Annotated in this window: 15 protein-coding genes and 1 riboswitch; of the genes, 8 read left to right on the top strand and 7 right to left on the bottom strand. The window is 34.6% G+C overall.

The window, feature by feature from the left end:
* Position 1 precedes the first annotated feature (1 nt).
* Genes ACRD62_RS07535 through ACRD62_RS07515 form a run of 5 tightly spaced genes read left to right on the top strand, consistent with a single transcriptional unit; the run spans position 2 to position 4,898 of the window.
* Positions 2-1,546: a PepSY-associated TM helix domain-containing protein gene (locus ACRD62_RS07535; RefSeq protein WP_430819521.1), complete on the top strand. Its 1,545-nt coding sequence runs from the start codon at positions 2-4 to the stop codon at positions 1,544-1,546.
* Positions 1,547-1,584: 38 nt separating this feature from the next.
* Positions 1,585-1,923 (top strand): cupin domain-containing protein, encoded by a 339-nt coding sequence (locus tag ACRD62_RS07530; RefSeq protein ID WP_430819520.1) that lies wholly within the window; start codon positions 1,585-1,587, stop codon positions 1,921-1,923.
* An 11-nt stretch (positions 1,924-1,934) separates the two neighbouring features.
* Positions 1,935-3,179 (top strand): DUF438 domain-containing protein, encoded by a 1,245-nt coding sequence (locus tag ACRD62_RS07525; RefSeq protein ID WP_430819519.1) that lies wholly within the window; start codon positions 1,935-1,937, stop codon positions 3,177-3,179.
* A gap of 1 nt (position 3,180) precedes the next feature.
* Positions 3,181-3,699, top strand: a complete 519-nt coding sequence (locus ACRD62_RS07520) for a DUF1858 domain-containing protein (RefSeq protein ID WP_430819518.1) — start codon at positions 3,181-3,183, stop codon at positions 3,697-3,699.
* Between the two features lie 8 nt (positions 3,700-3,707).
* On the top strand, positions 3,708-4,898 hold the full coding sequence (locus ACRD62_RS07515) for a DUF438 domain-containing protein (protein ID WP_430819517.1): 1,191 nt from the start codon (positions 3,708-3,710) through the stop codon (positions 4,896-4,898).
* Between the two features lie 433 nt (positions 4,899-5,331).
* On the opposite strand, the gene ACRD62_RS07510 is transcribed toward ACRD62_RS07515, so the two are convergent.
* Genes ACRD62_RS07510 through ACRD62_RS07500 form a run of 3 tightly spaced genes read right to left on the bottom strand, consistent with a single transcriptional unit; the run spans position 5,332 to position 6,433 of the window.
* On the bottom strand, positions 5,332-5,508 hold the full coding sequence (locus ACRD62_RS07510) for a hypothetical protein (protein WP_430819516.1): 177 nt from the start codon (positions 5,506-5,508) through the stop codon (positions 5,332-5,334).
* Between the two features lie 45 nt (positions 5,509-5,553).
* Positions 5,554-5,967, bottom strand: coding sequence for a GreA/GreB family elongation factor (locus tag ACRD62_RS07505; RefSeq protein ID WP_430819515.1), 414 nt, complete (start codon positions 5,965-5,967; stop codon positions 5,554-5,556).
* 22 nt (positions 5,968-5,989) lie between these two features.
* Positions 5,990-6,433 carry a hypothetical protein gene (locus ACRD62_RS07500; RefSeq protein ID WP_430819514.1) on the bottom strand — a complete coding sequence of 148 codons (444 nt, stop codon included), beginning with the start codon at positions 6,431-6,433 and terminating at the stop codon, positions 5,990-5,992.
* Positions 6,434-6,623: 190 nt separating this feature from the next.
* On the opposite strand from ACRD62_RS07500, the gene ACRD62_RS07495 reads away from it, so the two are divergent.
* Both ACRD62_RS07495 and ACRD62_RS07490 read left to right on the top strand, forming a co-directional pair.
* Positions 6,624-7,322, top strand: a complete 699-nt coding sequence (locus ACRD62_RS07495) for a MarR family winged helix-turn-helix transcriptional regulator (RefSeq protein WP_430819513.1) — start codon at positions 6,624-6,626, stop codon at positions 7,320-7,322.
* Positions 7,323-7,366: 44 nt separating this feature from the next.
* A complete protein-coding gene (locus ACRD62_RS07490) occupies positions 7,367-7,960 on the top strand; it encodes an MCP four helix bundle domain-containing protein (RefSeq protein ID WP_430819512.1) in 594 nt (197 codons plus the stop codon).
* A gap of 10 nt (positions 7,961-7,970) precedes the next feature.
* On the opposite strand, the gene ACRD62_RS07485 is transcribed toward ACRD62_RS07490, so the two are convergent.
* Positions 7,971-8,162 carry a putative peptidoglycan-binding domain-containing protein gene (locus ACRD62_RS07485; protein ID WP_430819543.1) on the bottom strand — a complete coding sequence of 64 codons (192 nt, stop codon included), beginning with the start codon at positions 8,160-8,162 and terminating at the stop codon, positions 7,971-7,973.
* A 266-nt stretch (positions 8,163-8,428) separates the two neighbouring features.
* Between ACRD62_RS07485 and ACRD62_RS07480 the strand changes: the two genes are divergently transcribed.
* Positions 8,429-8,623, top strand: coding sequence for a hypothetical protein (locus tag ACRD62_RS07480; RefSeq protein ID WP_430819511.1), 195 nt, complete (start codon positions 8,429-8,431; stop codon positions 8,621-8,623).
* A gap of 88 nt (positions 8,624-8,711) precedes the next feature.
* Here ACRD62_RS07480 and ACRD62_RS07475 read toward each other — a convergent pair whose 3' ends face one another.
* From ACRD62_RS07475 to ACRD62_RS07465, 3 genes are all read right to left on the bottom strand, one after another.
* A complete protein-coding gene (locus ACRD62_RS07475) occupies positions 8,712-11,006 on the bottom strand; it encodes a TonB family protein (protein WP_430819510.1) in 2,295 nt (764 codons plus the stop codon).
* Between the two features lie 274 nt (positions 11,007-11,280).
* Positions 11,281-12,642, bottom strand: a complete 1,362-nt coding sequence (locus ACRD62_RS07470) for a cobyrinic acid a,c-diamide synthase CobB (RefSeq protein ID WP_430819509.1) — start codon at positions 12,640-12,642, stop codon at positions 11,281-11,283.
* A gap of 109 nt (positions 12,643-12,751) precedes the next feature.
* Positions 12,752-12,962: riboswitch (cobalamin riboswitch) on the bottom strand.
* Between the two features lie 110 nt (positions 12,963-13,072).
* Entirely contained in the window at positions 13,073-17,734 is a 4,662-nt protein-coding gene (locus tag ACRD62_RS07465; RefSeq protein WP_430819508.1) for a TonB-dependent receptor plug domain-containing protein, read from the bottom strand.
* Positions 17,735-17,751 lie beyond the last annotated feature (17 nt).

The raw sequence follows: 17,751 nt of genomic DNA, 5'->3' as shown, positions 1-17,751 counted from the left end.
GATGGGAAAATCAAAAGGTAAATTGGCAAGAATTTATAAAAAACTTCATAAATGGCCTGGGTTAATTATTTCTTTCTTACTGCTGTATTATAGTGTCACAGGTATTTTCATGAACCATCGTGAATTCTTTTCTAGTATTGATGTTTCACGCAATAATTTACCAAAAGAATTTCGTTATCAAAATTGGAATAACAGTGCTTTAAAAAGCAACCTCATCATAAGTGCAGATAGCATTCTAATATTTGGAAATATTGGTGTATGGCTTACCGATTCAACTTTTACAGATTATAGTTCCTTCAATAATGGATTCCCAAAAGGAAGTGATAATCGAAAGATATTTGACCTGCACCATTCCAGTGATGGGAATTTATATTGTGCTACTCAATTCGGACTATTTTCTTTTGACAGAGCCAGAAGTCAATGGAGTAAATTTGATCTAGATGTTGACATTAAACGCTTTGTTGCTATTGAAAGCATTGATGATACTCTCTATGTTTTAAATCGCTCCTACCTCTTTAAAGGAAAGTCGGAAGGTATCAATACCCAATTTCAGAAAATTGAACTGAAACAACCTCATGATTACAACAATAAAGTCTCACTTTTTGAAACCTTGTGGCAAATACATTCAGGGGAGATTTTTGGAATTCCCGGAAAACTATTTGTAGATTTTTTAGGTATGATAACCTTATTTCTATCTCTTACCGGAATTATATACTTTTTCTTTCCTAGATGGATAAAGAGAAGAAAGAAGAAGTCGAAAACAGTTGTATCAATTGTCAAGACAAACCGATGGTCGTTAAAATGGCATAATAAAACGGGTGTATGGTTATTTGTGTGTCTAATAGTTTTGTTCTTTACAGGAATGTTTTTGCGACCTCCGTTACTCATTGCTATTGCGTATTCAAAAGTAAATCCAATCAAATTCTCCCATCTCGACCAACCAAATCCCTGGTACGATAAATTGAGGGACTTAAAATATGATGAAAACCGAAAGGAATTCATACTAGCAACATCGGAAGGAATCTACTCTATGGATAAAGATGAGTTGGCTCCCGAAGCTTTTAGGATTCAGCCTCCTGTTAGTGTAATGGGAATAAACGTACTAGAAAACTTCAATGATGGAGCTTACATTATAGGTTCGTTTAGTGGTTTGTTCTTATGGCATCCTGCTCATCCTGAAATCTATAATTTGGCACAAGGTAAAATGCACGTTGGTAACTCTACAGGCAGGCCGATTGGTGATTTTAAAGTTACTGGATTGGTTACAGATCTGAAGGGTAAGCAATATATGATTGACTACGATAAAGGTGTAGTTCCTTTGTATCATGATAAGTTATTTCCGGAAATGCCAAATAATGTACTTGAACAATCAAAAATGTCACTTTGGAATTTTTCACTAGAAATCCATACAGGCCGTTTCTTTCGATTTCTTCTTGGAGATTTTTATATACTCTTAGTGCCTTTGTCAGGGTTGGTGAGCGTTCTTGTTGTGTTAAGCGGTTATTTGCTTTGGAGAAAGAAATTTAAAAGACCTAGAACTCGTTAAATTATTGTAACCTTTATAAAAATTAAAGCATAAATAAGATGATCTCAAGAAGCTATAAGACCGAAGAACCCAAGGAGAATCCGCATAAGGTTGATGTAAAGCAGCTATACAGTAAAGAATCAGCACAAATAATGCACATTACCCTGCAATCTGGCGAAACCTTAAAACCACACAAAACTCCTGTTGATGTTACCTTTTATGTGTTGGAAGGAACACCAACGGTGCATGTGGGTGAAGAATCAAAAGTATTTGAAAAAGATACTTTGATTGAAAGTCCTGCAAATATTGTACATCATTTAAGTAATGAGGGCGACATGCAAGCAAGAATATTAGTTACCAAAGCTCCGAGACCAACAACACAAACCAAACTTTTATAAAAAAAATTGATATGAGCGAATTAATAAATAACTCAAAATATAGAAAGGATAAGTTAAAGGAACTTATTCTGAAACTCCACGAAGGAGAATCTGCTGACGAAGTACGTAAGAAGTTAATCGAATCATTAAAAAATATTCCATACGGCGAGGTAGTTGAAGTAGAGCAAGAACTCATACAGGAAGGTTTGCCTGAGTCCGAAGTTCTAAAATTATGTGACATTCACGGTTCCGTACTTGAGGGCAATGTTGATTTAAGTGGAGCTAAGTATATTCCGGAAGGTCATCCTGTGGATGTATTTAAAAAAGAAAATATTGAGTTAAAAAGAGTTGCAGTTAAAGCAAAAGGCTTGCTTCAGGCACTTAGTCAAGTTGGAAAGGATGAATTTGAGAAATACATCTTTGCTCTACAAGGCATCTTTAATGAGCTCATGGATGTTGACAAGCACTACCAACGTAAAGAATACCTAGTGTTTCCTTACCTTGAAAAGAATGAGATTACTGGCCCTCCAAAAGTTATGTGGGGTAAACATGATGAAATAAGAGAACAATTAAAAGGTTGTATAGAAATTCTTAAATCGCCAGAATTAAAAACTGAGGATTTAGAGGAATCACTTGAATTAGTTTTCTTACCAGCGATTCAAGGCTTAGTAGATATGGTACAGAAAGAGGAGGAAATCCTTTTTCCGATGGCAATGGATTTACTAACTGTGGAAGATTGGTACAATATTCATAAACAAACGCTTGAATTTGGGTTTACTTTATATGACCCACAAGTCGATTGGAAACCTGAAGGAATGACCGAAGAAACTTCGGAAACAAATGTATCTGGAGATGGTACTATTCAATTGCCATCAGGCAGCTTTACGGCAAAAGAAATAATGGCAATTCTGAATACCATTCCTGCCGACATGACTTTTGTGGATAAAGATGATAAAGTGAAATATTTCACCCAAGGTAAAGAGCGTATTTTTGCTCGAAGTCGCTCAATTATAAATAGAGATGTGCGTCTTTGTCATCCTCCTGGAAGTACTCATATAGTAGAAAAAATTGTTGAAGACTTTAAATCAGGAAGAGCCTCTCATGCACCATTCTGGATTCAAATGAAAGGAAAATTTGTCAAAATAGAATACTTTGCGCTACGTGATGAGAATGGAGAATATTTAGGTACGCTGGAATATTCGCAAGACCTTACCGAAAATAGAGCTTTGAAAGGTGAACAACGTATTTTATCGTATGGAGAACCTAAAAAAGAATAATATGGATAAATTAATTATAACACCAAAGACAAAGATTTTTGATTTACTAGAGGCATATCCTCAGCTAGAAGATGTTTTAATATCTGCTGCCCCACCTTTTAAGAAGTTGAGAAATCCGGTATTAAGAAAAACCGTAGCTAAAATTACCAGCCTCTCACAGGCAGCAACCATTGGTGGTTTAAAAGTGGAAGAGTTAATAAACACTCTACGAACCGAAGTTGGGCAGAAAACAACGGATAATATGGAGGTAGAACATGGTGAGTATGTAACTGAAAAACCAGAGTGGTTTCAAGAAGATGAAGTTATTCAGACTATTGACATTCGTGATATGCTGAATGCTGGTGAACAACCAGTTCATGAGGTGCTTTCGGCTGTAAAGAAACTTGAAGCCAATAAAATACTCAAAGTAATAGCTCCATTTATTCCGGCTCCTTTAATTGATAAATCATTGAGTTTGGATTACAAGCACTGGCTTGATAAAAAAGGAGAAGAAGAATTTTGGGTGTTTTTTAAAGTTTAGAATGGAATATGTCGGAATTTACAAATACAAAAAAGGTACGGATTGAAAAATTGCAAGAGGTTTCTAAGCTTATATTGGAAACTGGAAATGCTCATTCATTTATAAGTGAAAACAAGGATTTTATTTCTACCGTTATACCAACTGATTTTATTACCCTTTTCGATGAAATTATAAAAGATGGATATAACATGGAGGATATTAAAGTACTTACAAATAAAGTGCTGAATATTTTCCATGTTCCTATTCGTGATTATGTTATGGTTGAACCAAAGCCTGATACATTTCTTGGTGTATTGGAACAGAATAACCACGAAATGGAGTTGCTATTGAATAAAATCCGTCCTGTTTTTAAGGAGTTTGTGAAAGATCCCAACAATGTTGACTTACAAAAAACACTTGCGGAACTCTTTATACAACTTGAAGTCTTTACAAAGCATTACACAATTAAGGAGAATGTCCTATTCCCAATCATTGAAGAAACATGGCCGGACTATCGCTGTTTACAAATTATGTGGTCATTTCATGATGATATTCGTAGAAATATTAAATCTGTTATTACTCGATTACAAGAAGGAAATGTTGACCTTAAACCATTCAATAAATGTGTGGGCGATATTTTCTTTAACATGCACGCCATTAAATTCAGAGAAGAACGCATTCTCTTTCCTTGCATATTATCAACCATCAGCGAAAGCCAGTTAGAAATGATGAATCGTGAAGGCTTTGAGCTGGGCTATCCGTTTATTCAACCTAATTTAAAGATGGACAAAGAAGTAAAACCAGATTATGAAGGGAACCTTGTAAATCTTGGAACGGGCAAAGTAAGTGTAGAGCAAATCAAACTCATTTTTAATCACCTTCCGGTTGATATTACTTTTGTTGATGAAAACAACAAGGTTTGCTATTTCTCAACACCTCCTAAACGAATTTTTCCACGTACAACGGCTATTATTGGACGTGAAGTAAGCAACTGCCATCCGCCTGAAAGTGTTCATGTAGTTGAACAAATTGTTGAATCTTTCAGAAGTGGAGAAAAAGACCAGGCTGATTTCTGGATTAAAATGCGTGGGGAATATATCCTTATTCAATATTTTGCTGTTCGTGACGAAAACAGAAACTACAAAGGCGTTATTGAAGTCTCTCAGGAAATTTCGGGCATTAAGGCCTTGGAAGGTGAAAAGAGGTTATTGGACTGGTAATATACTATCCCATAGTGTATTTAAAAATCTAATCCAACAAAGGAGTTATTCTCTTTTTGCAATCGAAACATAAATTAAAGAATTTATTTATTCCAACAGCTATAATTCAGATAAGTACATCTATAACAGGGGATACTAGTTTTTAGTATCCCCATCATTTTGCAAATAAATTGTATAAAACAACCACTATTTTCTTCAATTTATATAACAAAATGCAATTTATTAATGATACTCCTCGCAAAAAGGAACTTTTTGGGTTGGATTTCGAATACTACAGTCTTTGTTGTTATCGCTGTTAACACATAGCCACCCTTAATTCCTTTGAATTAACTTTAACTTTTTCTTCTTTAACTTTCCGTGTTTCAATGATTATATTTCTTGTTCTTTATTTGTTATATCCTAAGCTGTTTCTCCAGTGAATTGGTCATAAAAATCACTTCCTACAAATTTGAATATTCTCTTGCCAAGGCACTATAAATTCATGTTGATCTACAAGAAGCCCCTTGTGTTTTTCATCGGTTAAAATCATTAATGTATCCGATTGGAAATGATGCTTCTCATTACTTTTCTTAGTACCTGAGACTTCATTTTTGTTTTTGTACTTCTTCATATTTTAATAATTTTTACTCAACAGCTTATTAATACAAGAAAACATTCACATTGTATATGCTCCATTGGCTTCAGGCTGGTAATCAATTGCTAAAATTTTTATTGAAACTATGCCTCGAGGGGCATTAAATTGAACAGTATCTCCAAGTTTATAACCTAACAAGGCACTGCCTAAAGGTGATAATACAGAAACATGACCTTTGCTGAAATCTGCATCTTTGGGATACACTATCTTAACTTTCATCTGTTTTTTTGTATCTAAACTCTCAACCTGTACTATAGAATTCATGGTTACAAATTCAGACGATATTTTTTTTGAATCAACTTTTTCTGCCCGTTTTATTTCATATGCCAAAGCCTCTATATTTTGCAAATCAAAACTCTTCTTTTTTTTAGCTGATCCAATCAAGTTACTTAAACGTAAATAGTCAAGTTCTGTAATTTTAATCTGTTGTTCCATAATTAATAAATTCTAAATGTTCTTAGATGTGAAAAAGCTTATTGCTATCAGAATGAAAAGCAACCTTTTCAATATGAAACCTTTGTATTGATTTATTAAAATCAACAACGATATCATCTTTTTCCATAGCTCCCAAACAAGCAATTGCCAATATATTATAAAGAGATATGTCATGCTTCCCAATCATATCTTGAGGTAGAACAATTCTTACTAATTGCTTTTGAAATTCATTATTTGTGATAACCAATTCAGAGTTAAGCGTGACTGCATTCTTAGGAATATCTTTATTACTATACTTTTTACTAAGCATTACTAGGAGATATAACCTATGTAGACTTGAAGCTGGTATATGTGATTTACCTACATCTTCAGAAATAAGATTAAATATTCTACCATAATCTTTATATGTCATCACTTTCTTTGTCCAGAAAGAAAGGCTATCATTATTTATATTCTTCTTTATCATACCCAAAATTTTAAATCTTCCTTCTTTATATAGTACATAATCGCATGCGACACTATTAATATCGGATACGATGCAAAGATATATCTATTTTTTAATTACTAAAGCACTTTAATACAATAAAGACACTTTATATGTCGGTTTCGATGTATTCGAATATTTAAGTATATTTGTTGAAAAGCACTTTTAAAGAATGGGTAGATACGATATAATAAAACAGTTAATTAGTTCATGGGAACAATTTGAATCAGAATCATTAGAGGAACACAATTTATTAAACTTTTCCGAGTGGATGATTGAACAAATCAAAGAGAAATCCATTTCAAATACGAAACTAGAAAAGAAATTTGACCATAAATTGAAATCTGAAACTGAATATTTTTTAAGTCTGATGGATGTAAAAACACAGTTTCAGGAATATGTATTGCGCATTGCCAGATTTGAAGAGTTTTATATTAGGAAGTACTTAGTTGATCTACCATTAAACTCTAGGCTAGAATATTTATTTCTTTACACTATCAAAAATCTTGAAAAAGCAAAAAAGACTGATCTAATTAACATACACCTTGTTGAATATACAACAGGAATGGATACCATTAGACGTCTTGTAAGAAATAAATTTATAATTGAACTTCAGGATGATGAAGATAGACGTGCGAAGAATTTGGCATTAACAGAAGATGGCAAAATTTTATTAAAGAAAGCAGATAAAAGAATGGAAGAAGCCAGAAATGCTTTTCTTGCTTGTATTAGTCCAAATAAATGGAAGAAAACTATGCCTGTTCTAAGAGAAATCAATGATTTCCATAATAACATCTATATCAATCATTACGACAAACCCTATGCCGAACTTTCAAACTTAATGGATTCTTTAAAACACATCCATAAGTAATACCCCAAAATATATTAATTCAAGGTTAATAAATCAATCATAAGATGAGTTTATACAAAAAAATTAAATGGATCGCTAGTGTTTTATTAATATTTATAATAGTTCTTACAACAAATCTAATTGACCGAGATAATTATAATCGTCTCAGGGATTCTGTAACTACAATCTACGAAGACCGAATTGTTGCTAGTGATTTTATTTTTGAGCTATCAATGCTAGTTCAAGAAAAAAAGACAGCGTACATTACTAATGATACCCTATACCTAAAGAGAAACAATGTAAGAATCAATCATAAAATAACTGAGATATTGGTCAAATATGAACTAACAAAATTGACAATATCAGAACAAAAGTTATTTGGACAGCTAAAATCAGAATTTGAAAATCTTAAGTATTTAGAAAAAAATAATAAAGTTTTAGATCATATTAAGCTATTTGAAAGTATTGATACTATCTCTCAGTATCTATTTGATTTATCAAAAGTGCAACTTAATGAAGGAAAGAGACAGATGATAATGAGTAATAAAACGATGGATGCAATAAACATTTTTACTCGTCTTGAAATAATTTTCTTAGTATTTTTAGCCATACTTATTCAAATAATCATTATTTACAACCCAAAAAACAACGAAGATTAAAAACTCTCTCCTAATAATCTAGCTTATTAAATTTAATTGATTCAATCCTTCTCAACCAACCCTTCAAAAACTTAAGGTTTTGCCCCTTTTGTGCAATCGTATAGTAATAATGGATTCGAATAGATTTTATAGCATTAAATAATGGTTCTGGAGAACAGGGGTTAATAGTAGTAATGGGTTTTGAACCAATAATTCCATCCAGTTTTAAATATCGAAGAATTAGTTAATAAATTTTAAGTACTGCAATCGGCAAACAACCGTTAATATCAGACCGGTCAAACTGATTTATTATTTTTACCTGATTTTATGCCTCCAATTTTAGATATACGTGTAGTCTTTCTTTCTAAAATCATTTTAAATGGAAATGGCTAATAAAAGAATGTACTCTAGGATAATTTACCAGGCAAGTATTTCAGTACAGTTCAAGATGTAAAAAGAACAAAAACTATTGGTATTAATAAGTTAACAGTGGAAGGATCAGGTCAGGTTGTTGCAACTGATAATGGAGATCCAACCTGTTTCACTCCTTTCCCATCACCTGAAAGAAAGGCTTTCAGCGGATTGTTTTTAGGAATAGTTAAAGCAGATGGCGAAGGTGAAATAAAAGTAACTGCCACAAGTGAAGGATTGGAAGCAGCAAAGGTCATAATTAAAGCTGAATAAACGGAATCTAATTTTATAAATAGAAAAGAGCTTAACGTAATTGTTAGGCTCTTTTTGTGAACTTAATCATTTATTAATAACCCAGCACTTATTGATCAAGAGTAAATCTAACAGGAACCGTAAAACTAGTCTTAACAGATTTACCCCTTTGTGCCCCCGGAGACCATTTTGGCATTAATTTAATGATTCGCATAGCCTCTTCATCCAGTTCTTTACTAACACTTCTTAGTACTTTTACATCAGTAACAGATCCATCCACATCAATGGTAAAACTAACATAAACGGTTCCACTTATACCATTTTCGGCTGCACTCTCAGGAAATTGAATATTGCTGGTGATAAAATTATTCAGAGCAGCTTCCCCACCTGGAAATTCAGGCATCTTTTCAATAATTTGAAATACGTGAACAGAAAAATCTTCAGAACTATCTGTATCATAAAACTCTAATTCCTCATCTAATTCGCAATCATTTAAAACAACCAGATTGCTTGCAACTGCAAAGTTACTAACTCGATCGGGTAAAGGAAGAGGTTGTCTAATTGTAATCTGACTTTCTCTTTCAATGGATTGAACCTCATCAACGGCTATAAATGATGTGTATTCAGTTAATAGATTATATTTCTTTCCAAGCGAAATAAGCTCCTCTTTTAATTTATCGTCGTAGTTCAATTTATTATAATCCGACAAATAGCGGATTTTCTCTCTTGCCCACAAATACTTTAAAGAGGTATTATCAGCATTACTACTTTTCTCAAATTTTAATATTCCTTTAAATTCCTTTTTACCCGTTTTACCATTGATATCTAGTTTGCCAGCTGCTTCTCCTTTATATTTACCACAAATTACCAGGGGTCGTTCAGCAAATAAATCAGGCATCTTCTCAGGAATTAAATCATAAGTATTAATTCCTTCAAAATGATATTTAATATCAGTTAGAACAGGTTGAGAAACATAGTTAATGAAACGATCTGCAGCCAATTCCGCCTCTTCTTTATTAATTGCTTTAAAAGGCTCACCACATCCTACATGAGCCATTCCTTCAATAACATAACGATTTACACTTGTACCTATTCCAAAGGCAAAGAAATTGGATTGATCAAGGTTAGTTTCAATAAATTTGAATGTTTCTTTCTCAACATTCACATATCCATCTGTAAAAATCAGAAAAGAACGTGAATAACCTTCATTAGAATTCAATCCCATTGATTCTTCCAGTGCATGAAGTAGCTCTGTACCACCTCCACCATTTTTCTGATCCAAAAAAGTTAATGCCTGAACAATATTTTCTTTTGATGCCAAAACCGATTCCTTTGAATAAACCTCAGATCCCCCCGCAAAATAAACGATATTAAACAGGTCTGTTTCCTTAAGCTGAAGGAGCAGTTTTTTTATCAACGATTTTGAAACATCAAGTGGAAAACCATTCATAGAACCCGAAACATCAACAATAAAAATATACTCTCTGGGGGTTAACTCTGTTGGTAACACACGTTGAGGAGGTTGCATAATTGCCAGAAAATAATTTTCTCCCTTAGGATCTTCATAGAGCATTATGCCTGATTCAATTGTTTTACCTGCTAAACGATATTGCATTATAAAGTCTCTGTTTCCACCTTTTAAGTCCAACATGTTCAAGGTTGCTGTAGATGGATCTTTAAAATCTATCTTATTTTTATGCGTGTCACACTTTATATCTTTAATTGAAATACCGGCATTAAGAGTTATCTTCAAATTTAGATCTGACACAGGTAAAACACTTGATTTCAGGTAAGGATTAGCAACCCAATTATCTGATTTGTCTGATTTATTTAAATCATTAGCATATCGGGGACCAACAACAGTTGGATAAACAAACTCATAAACTCCACCTTCTGGCGAAAGTAATTCGGTATAATTCAATTCAACTTCAACCTTTGCTCGTGGGTATATATTCGCTATTTTCATCCGGAATACATTGGGTGTTTCCTCCTGCAGAAGAGAAGCTATTCTACCCTCTTTGCGAGCCTTCTTATACATATCACTTGCTTTACCTTTTTCTTCCACAATAGCATTGATCACCCTGTCATTCACTTTCATCTTCATTTCATAAACAGAAGCCTTTGTTGAGGCCGGAAAAACGTAAATAGCTTCCAGTGTATTTTCCCCATTATTACTGTATTCCTGATGCACCTTAACATTTGCTATGACACCAGTGATATCAACATCAACTGTAGTTGATTTTAATGGCAGCTGATCTGTTTCTTTATCTTCTGATAACACAATGAAATAAGGCGATGATGTTTTGTCAACCGGTGCAACTTGAGCATTGATCCGGCAGAAGGAACCTGCTATTATTTGAAACAGGAATAAATAAATGAGCCTGTGATTAATCTTTAGTTTCATCTCTTCAGTTTTAAGTTGAACATATCAACCTAAAACCAACTCATATGCCAGAATAATAACTTGATAAAACCTACACTCCCATAAATATCACTAACCAATAGAAAATGTGCCACTTATAAACAACATTAGTAAAATATCTTATAAGTTGCACTAAAACATTTAAGTAAAAACATTAATAGATGATTGCGCCCTTTGGGGCGTTAATGACAAATAAAACGTCATAAAGAAACTAAGTTGTGAAAAAAATACACCAGAATGAACTGTATTTTACTTGTTATTTAATTAAAGTGCTCTCATTTTTACCTTTCCACAACTCAACTATCTTTTCAAAAAACTGAAAATCAGAATAAAAGTGATTATGAGCATATCCAGCCAGGCAGTTTTTATATTGCAAACCACAATTCCAGCTTTGTTGTTTCTCACTTTTATTTAATTCATATTCTTTCAGATAATTAGCTTCCTTTATATTTTCAATTAAATCTGAGTGATGAAATTCGTGACATCGAGTTGTACTACCTTCATATTTTAAATCTGCGTAACCAAATCGTTGTAAGCGTTTTGTCATTTGAACCGATGTATTAAAAATACCCACCATTTCATTTTCAGAACCATCTAATGCTATGATCTTTTCAGTTAGATACATAAGTCCACCACACTCGGCATAAACAGGCAAGCCCTCTTCAACCTTATCCTTAATCAGGCGCATTAGCTTATTATTGTCAGACAGCTGTTGTGCAAAAACTTCAGGATATCCTCCACCTATATATAAAGCATTACACTCAAACGGTAATGATTCATCATACAGAGGACTGAAAAAGTATAGCTTTGCTCCCAACTCTTTTAACAATTCCAGGTTATCCTGATAATAAAAGCGAAAAGCTTTGTCGTATGCCACACCCAGATGTAAATCAGAGAGATCAATTTTGGGCACTGAAAAGTGAACATTTTTGTTGAATTCAAACTCTGAAATAGCTGATAAGGCTTCTAAATCAATGGTAGTTTCCAGAACATCTGTTAATTGTTGCACTTTACTTTGTAAATCCTCAACTTCTTCGGCTTGAACCAATCCCAAATGACGACTCTCCAGCGAAAAATCTTTATTGGAAGGAACATATCCCACACATTTTACACCACACTCCTCCTCAATTATTCCTTTCAGAAAAGAATAGTATTCTTTACTAGAGCAATGATTTAAAATCACTCCCTTAACATTTGAATGAATCCTGTAATTTTTAAAACCACTTACAATTGCACCAACAGACTGGTACAATCCTTTACAACTAACAACCAAAACAACCGGTAAATTCAGTCGTTGACTCAGTTCATATGTACTACCTTTCAAATCAACACCCAAACCATCATACATACCCATTACACCTTCAACCACAGCTATATCCTTACCTTCAGAATGTTTCTGAAACAAATGACTAACAGCATTATCAGGAAGTAAATAGGTATCCAGATTATAAGAAGGCGTTTCGAGTATTTTCTGATGAAATAAAGGATCGATGTAATCGGGCCCGGTTTTAAATGGGGCTACCTGATAACCCTTGGCTTTAAGCAACGACATTAATCCAATTGAAACAGTCGTTTTTCCACATCCGCTATTAGTACCTGCAACAATAAACCCTTTCATTTTTAGCTTTAAAGTTTTGATAATTATTAATTCAAGCTTACTTCCATTAATACACTTATTAATGAAAAAAGAAAATGAAGTCACAGATGGTTCATTTTGCTTTTATTCCCGAAAGCTTTAAGTAATGGCAGGTCTTCCGGCTTATCCTGTTACTGAAGCCTTCCCGTTGTGCAGAGCAAAACAGTGGCAATGGTTTTCAATAACATTTAACGGACTTACGGCTGCGGGTACAGCTCCGGATTATTCTTGATTGAAGCACCGGATTCCCATATTAAGGCATTCTCTGAAAGAGAAAATCCACCAAAACGCCCCGAAAATACAAATTTAATTGTGAAAAGAATAACATGAGTAAATTAGTGAACAGGTCTCATTCGAAAGAAAAAAAATCCGCGAAGTCTGTAAAACAAATCTTCGCGGATCAAACTTAAAATTACGGATTGGTTATTTTAATTTCTTCACCCTTTTGCCAGTCTTTGTGTTCTTTGGTGTAATACAAATAGGCACAACTTGCCGGAGCGGTATACGTACCAGCCACCTCGGCTTTTAAATCAAGATTAATTGTTTTAACAACAGACGAAGGCATTTCGCGATAATACAAAACAAGGTAATTCTGATGTATTTCGTAATAATCAAATACATTCTCTTCCTGCATTTTTTTCAGTTGCCAGGGCTGAACTGATAATCCTGATGGAATACCCACCATAGTGATTGTCATGGGTAAGCCCGATCTGGTTTTGTTCTTCAGCTGAACCGATAAACGAACCAGATCATTTATCTCACATTCCGATTTCATCAGGTTAGTTTTCAACTGAACCTTACATTTCTCTGATGAAACAGGAACTGTTTGCATCCATTGGGCATTAGCCGTAAACGAAAGTGGATTCCTGACTCCTTTAAACTCCAGATTAAATGTTTGCACTCCTGATGACAGATACTGTTCAAGACTATCCAGAATAATTAATTTATCCTCAGCACTAATTTTGCGTGTCAGCATCTCCTTATTATTTATCTTAAGCACTAATGATCCGTTCTCAGGCATCTTATTTACAATGCCTGCATATTGCGTAATGGCTTTCAAGGAAAGCACCGTTGCCTGTGTGGATCCAAAACCTCCAAAACTACGTGCACCCAAAATATAGTCCATTAACGTAAGTAACTCCGTAAAATACTCATCACCGTTTTTCATCAATGCCATAGCCGAAAGAGCTGCCGTTTCAACCTGAAGTGATTTACCCCAGGATCGAACTATCGAATGATTGGATTTTAAATCTTCTACTCTTCCTTTTTGAAGCTTCTTGATGATATAATCTATGAGTTGTGTAGCTTTTGCCTGATCTTTTCTATTCAGACAAGCATTTGCCATCAAGGCCATACGGTATGCATCTTTGCTTCTCATAGCCTCTTCAAAAGCCGTGGTAAACTCAGCTTCATAATCCTTAATCGGAAGACCTACCTCAGAAAAAGCATAAACCATATATGCATTGCTTACCTCATCAGAAGCACCTGAAAAACCATATTTTCCCTTATTAGTATCAAAACCACCTTTACCATTTTTTCTACTTAACAGCCATACAATGGTTCGTTTCAACATTGTATCATCCACACCATTGTATACCTGCTTCATATCGTAGAATTCCATCAACCCAAAAGCTGTTAACCCTTCGTGTGGAGGTGTTTTTCCAAACCACTCAAAACCGTTCTCCTTTGTTTCATAACCAGCTAGTTTTTTATAACCTTCATCAATGAATTTTATGGTTTTAGCTCTCAGTTCCGCATCAACATTAGTTGTTTCTTCAAGATATTTCAAAATGAGCACATTCGGATAGGTGGAAGCACTGGCCTGTTCAAAACATCCATGTGGCTGACGGATCACCGACTCAATTCCATCCATCACTTCGGCTAAAACATTATTATAAACCGAAATGCTCATATGTTCACTCTTATTTACAGCTGAGGATAAATCAAAACTGAATTCTGTTTGGATGGCTCTGGATGAGTAAGACATCTCAGCAGGAAAACCTTTGCTTACAATGTTGGTCTCTGCCACTAGTTCTGTTTGATATTGCTCATTACCAAAGCTGAAGCTCAAACTATCTTTACCCGTTTTGGAGCCTACATTAAACTTCAAAATCACTTCTTTAAAAGACTCTGAATCAACTTCCACAATAGATACTGGCTGATCCTTTATATTCCATGATTGTGGATAATCAACTTTTAATTCCCCTTCAATACTGTTTTCTGTATTATTGGTTATCAAAACAGCCACTTCTACTTCATCCTCAAACGTTACATATGGAGGTACTTTTGCTTCCATTTGCAGAGGCTTTTGAACGGAATAAAAACCTTCTGTTCGCCCAATCAATCCATTATTACCAATTCCTTCCACGGTGGCTCTGAAAGTGGTAACTTCATCAGTATTCACAAACTCAACTTCAGCATTCCCATTCTCATCAGTTGTTATCGACGGATTCCAATAAACCGTCTCGCGCTTGTCAAATCCCTTTGATTCTTTATTACCATAACGAGGAACATAAAATTCTTTCACTTTTTCAAAATGATAGCCACCTGATACAAAGTTCTGAGCCATTTTTCGTGAATATTTACGTTGCCTGTAATAATGACCGTAATTACCTTTTTTGGTATTTATAAAAATAACTCCATTTGCCCCCCTGCAACCATAAATAGCAGATGCAGAAGCACTTTTTAAGACTTCGATTTTATCTATTTCATTGGAATTAATATTATTCACATCAGTTACAGGAATTCCATCAACCACATACAGAGGAGCATTATTTGCTGATACAGAAGACACACCTCTGATCATTATGGATGAATTAGCCCCGGGAGCACCTGATCCATTAATGACCTGTACCCCGGCAACTTGCCCTTGCAAGGCATAATTTACATCTGAACTTACTCTGTTTAAATCTTCGGCCCTGATACATGTAACAGCTCCTGTTACACTTGAAGACCGTTGAGTACCATAGCCAATAGTCACCACTTCATCCAGAGCGACAGCATCTTCCTCCATCGACCAAGCCGCTGAAACACGTTTCTGTTCAGATGCTGAAACAATAACCTCTGAGTCTTCAATGAACTCCTCTTCCATCTTCATGGAGTTATTAACATTCCGGGTTTCTGAAATCAATGCATTAACTTGTGCAGTTCCAAAGATGGTTGGAGAAACCACAGAACGATTTACTACATTATTAACTGACTGACTAATGTTTATATTAACGTATTTATTCTTTCTATCTAAGGATTTTGCAAAAATCTGCAGATAATTATAATTATCAAGACCTGATACTGAGAATCGTCCCCCTTCGTTGGTTATGATTTTTGAGTATTTCCTGTTCTCATTATCAATCACTATTACCCGTGACTTAACACCCTTACCGTATGAGTTTACGATTCTGCCTGATACCCGATCATATCGTTCAGCTTCAGTTAGGCTTTTCTTTTCCAGCTCCAGGACATCCTTCCACACAAACCTTCTCCAGCCTTGTGTAAGCAGTAAATAATCCATCGCTTCAGCTGCCTTTTCTTTTTCAGGATTAAAGTAAAAAGACGGCTCATAAATCTCTCCTTTCACTTCGGACGACAACAATAAATACGACAAGATATTATCCTGTTTGTCATCAGCAAAAGTCACAATTTTATCATCCACAACAGCCAGAGAGAAATTACCTGATACAGGTTCACCCATTTGATCCCTTACTTTCATCGACATCTTAACTCTATCACGCGGGGCATACGTTGTTTTATCAGTAGTTATATCAATACTGAGTTTGTTTTCAGGAAATACATAAAAGAGTCGCTCTGCCAAAGGTCTTTCAAAATCATCAAAAACAGTTATTTGTGCCACACCTGAAAGCTGTTTCTTATCAAGCCTGATGTTTTCGGTGATCTTACCTTTTTTAAGCATTCTGCTTTGGGTGTACAAAATTTCACCTCTGGCTTGTACAACTATGTGTACTTTTTCCTCTACATTAGAGTAAATCGAAAATTTATATTCATCGCCTTCTCTTCTATTCAGATGAAGCACAAAGCCTTCAGCATCTGGTTTTGGAAGATAAAACGACTTTCGTATGCCAGCAGGTTTTAAAACAATAGCTCTGTAAGTTTCATTTGAATCAGGAACAAAATCAAATGCACCCATACCCTGATGAAAACTTGCGAATGTTTTAATCAATTTGTCTTTACTATCTCTAATCTCACCTTCAACATCGGCTGGTTTCCCAAACTCATTCAGGGCCTTAAAAGCCATATGACATGGTAACATTTCAACAGCATCTCCTCCCTCAGGAAAAAATTGTAAATCAATTACATTTAATACAATCGGTATTGATCGAGATATTGATTCGTTACGACCTTTATAACTAAAAACAACATTTAAAACTCCATCTGATGAATTTAGCTTATCCGGAAGAATAAACTGAATGCTCGCATTCCCTTCATCATTAGTTAAGGCAATATCCTTTTTAAACTCTGCTCCTTTAAGCATTACAGAAAAACTCAATTGCCTGTTTGCAACAGGTTGATTTTGTAAATCACGAATATTGATACTGGCAGATACAGTGTCTCCGGCTCCATACGCTTCTTTTTCAAAATCAAGAACCGATAATAGATTAGGCTTGATGATGTTCTGAACCTGTAACTTCTTTTCAAAAACCAACTTCTCTCCAAAATTCTGCATCCAACGAGTATAAGCTTTCAAATGATAGAGTCCACCCGGGGCATTTTCAGGCAGAAATAAATGAGCCTTGCTTTGGCCATTTTTTACCATAAACTTCTTACGTTGCGAAACAGAACCTTTAGGGTCGATTAGCTCGATATAAAGAACTGTACTGATTTCTGATGCCTCGTATGTAATCCCATCGACCAAATAACCGGAAATCCAGATATCATCGCCCGGCTTATAAAATGTTTTATCAGTATGCAGATATGCCTTCTCAACAGGATAGTACAGATTAAATTCTACCAGACGCTTCTTCAAAAAACCAATAAACAATTCATCAATTCCGGTAAACGAAAATAATCCAGTAAGAAGCGGCAATAGTATTATAAGAGTCAGATATTTATATGCTTTCATATTATTCAGGTTTAGGT

Origin of the sequence: Carboxylicivirga caseinilyticus (assembly GCF_050589785.1) — a bacterium.
GTDB lineage: Bacteria > Bacteroidota > Bacteroidia > Bacteroidales > Marinilabiliaceae > Carboxylicivirga > Carboxylicivirga caseinilyticus.
This window is presented reverse-complemented; position numbering and strand designations above follow the sequence as displayed.